Source organism: Acrocarpospora phusangensis (genome assembly GCF_016862995.1).
Taxonomy (GTDB): domain Bacteria; phylum Actinomycetota; class Actinomycetes; order Streptosporangiales; family Streptosporangiaceae; genus Acrocarpospora; species Acrocarpospora phusangensis.
Genome location: NZ_BOOA01000183.1, coordinates 1 through 2,321 on the forward strand (window position 1 = coordinate 1; position 2,321 = coordinate 2,321).

Sequence of the window (2,321 nt, forward strand, 5' to 3'; positions counted from 1 at the left end):
CCAGGGCGAGGGCGAGCACCGACGCGGCGAGTATCTGCGTTCTTTTCATGTGATAGCTCCACATATGAGGGGTTCGGATCAGGCGCAGTCGATCGCGGTGTAGGCGGTGTCGTAGAAGGAGGTGACCTGCCTGCCACCGATCGTCGCGGCGCCCGTCACGTGCACCGTGCCGGCGGCGAGCTGCTCGGTACGGCTGTTGAACGACTGGAACGCCTGCGTGCCGGGGGCGACCTCGGCCACGGTCCTGGAGCCGTACGGAGTCGACAGCGTCACGGTCACCGGCACGGAGGAGTTGTTGACCGCCGAGACCGCCACGTGCGCCAGCGTGCCCACGCAGCGGGCCTGAGCGGTCACGGCCATCGCGATCTCCGGAGCGACCGGCACCGGGACGGCCCTGATCTCCTCGATGTTCCCGGCCTTGTCGGTCGAACGGAACCGCAGCTCGTGGTCACCCTGGCCGGAGACGGTGACCGTACCGGAGCCGGGGGTCCAGATTCCGCCGTCCAGGGAGTACTCGGTACTGGCCACGCCGGACGCGTCGTCCGTGGCGGCGAGGGTCACCGGCACGACACCGTCGCTCGCCGTACCGACCGTGGCCGTCGTCACCGGGGCGATGGTGTCGATCTTGACGGTCAGCGTCCTGGGGGCCTCGGCGTTGCCCGCCGAGTCGACGGAACGGTAGACCAGCGCGTGCGAGCCGTCCCCGGAGACGGTGATCGGCGCGGTGTACCTGGTCCACGCGCCGCCGTCGAGCTGGTACTCGGTACGGTCGACCTTGCGCTCCCCGGGGACCGCCGACAGCGTGACCGACACCGGACCGGTGAACCAGCCACTGGCGGGCTCCGCCGGGGCGGTCGTCGCGGTCGTCACCGGCACCGCCTTGACCTCCACGGTCTCCCTGTTGAAGCCCTGGTCGTTCCCGCCCGGCTGGTACCCGTTCTCGACGTTGCCCGCGATGTCCACGGCGAACCAGGACACCTCGGTCGTCCTGTCGACCGTGATCAGCCGCGCGCCCTCACGCGTGCCCGCCGACACCAGCTTGGGCGAGTTGAGCGTCGGCCGGCTGCCGTCCAGCGTGTAGTACACGTTGGCCGGCTCGTCGGTCCTGAAGACGAAGCCGGAGGAACCGGGGTTCTTGGCGGTGACCTTCAGTCGCGAGCGGGGACTGTCGCGGTCCCCGGCGAAGTCGCGGGCGACCTCGAGGATGGCGATCTGACCGTTGGCGAACTCCATCGCCTCCTCGTGCCCCTCGCTGAAGGGCGGCTGGAAGCCGACCGCGGTGAACCGCTTGGTGACGGGGTTGTACAGGTCCGCGCCGACCTCGAAGTCCCAGCCGATGATGCCCCGGTTGTACCAGTGCTCGTCCGCGCTGTTGCCGGCCGCCGAGTAGAGCACGTCGGTGACGGGACCGGTACGGCCCGGCCAGATCGCCGTACCGCGATAGGCCTGGACGGCGGACAGGATGTGGTCGGAGGCGGACCAGAAGTAGTTCTCGGTGCCGTAGTCGACCCGGCCCAGCACCTCCCGACCCGCGGACTTGTACGCCCCCGGGGGCCACATGAAGTAGCCGCCGTAGGAGTGCGTGTTCATCGCGAACCTGATGTTGGGGTACTGCTGGGTCAGCCACACCTCGTTGCGCGCCTCCGGCTCCGACAGTTCGGCCGGACCCGCGTACGTCTCACCGGTGCAACTCGCCGACGCTCCGCTGTACCCGTCGGAGAGGGAACCGACCGAGAAGTTCCGGTTCAGGTCCACACCCCAGCCGTTGCGGTTCGCGGGGTCGGACGCGTTCGCGGCGCAGTGGTTGGTCAGGTTCTTGCGCTGCATGTTGTAGTCGTACAGCGAATAGTGCGAACCGTCGGGGTTGGTGGTCGGCAGCACGAAGATGTCGAGGTTGTCCACCAGTCGCTGGGTGGCCTTGTCCTCCGCGTAGTTGCGCAGCAGCCGCTCGGCGGTCTCCACGCAGGTCAGCGGAGTCACCCACTCGCGGGCGTGCTCCTGGCAGTACAGGAACACGCCGGTCTTGGAGCCGTCCCGGTGCTTGCCGATGCGCAGGGCCTTCATCTGGAACGGCGCGCGCGACACGCTCGCGGGCGCCTTGAGGAAGTCGGTCAGCCGGGTCGCCGGCGCCGCGGCCACCACGCCCGCGCCCGCGTTGCCGCGATAGACGCTCGCCGTCACCAGCGCCGACGCCGCCGGGCTGGCGTTGACGGCGTCCACGACCTGCCTGGCGGTACTGGTGAGCGCGCCCGTCGGGCCGGTGGCCAGGCTGACCACGACGTCCTTGCCGGTGACCGCGACCGACAGCGGGGAGTCCGCCG

General features: G+C 69.6%; 1 protein-coding gene. It reads right to left on the reverse strand.

Annotated elements, in window-relative coordinates:
* Nucleotides 1-78: 78 nt before the first annotated feature.
* On the reverse strand, nt 79-2,321 hold a 2,243-nt coding region (locus tag Aph01nite_RS40780; RefSeq protein WP_204046455.1), incomplete at its 5' end, for an OmpL47-type beta-barrel domain-containing protein.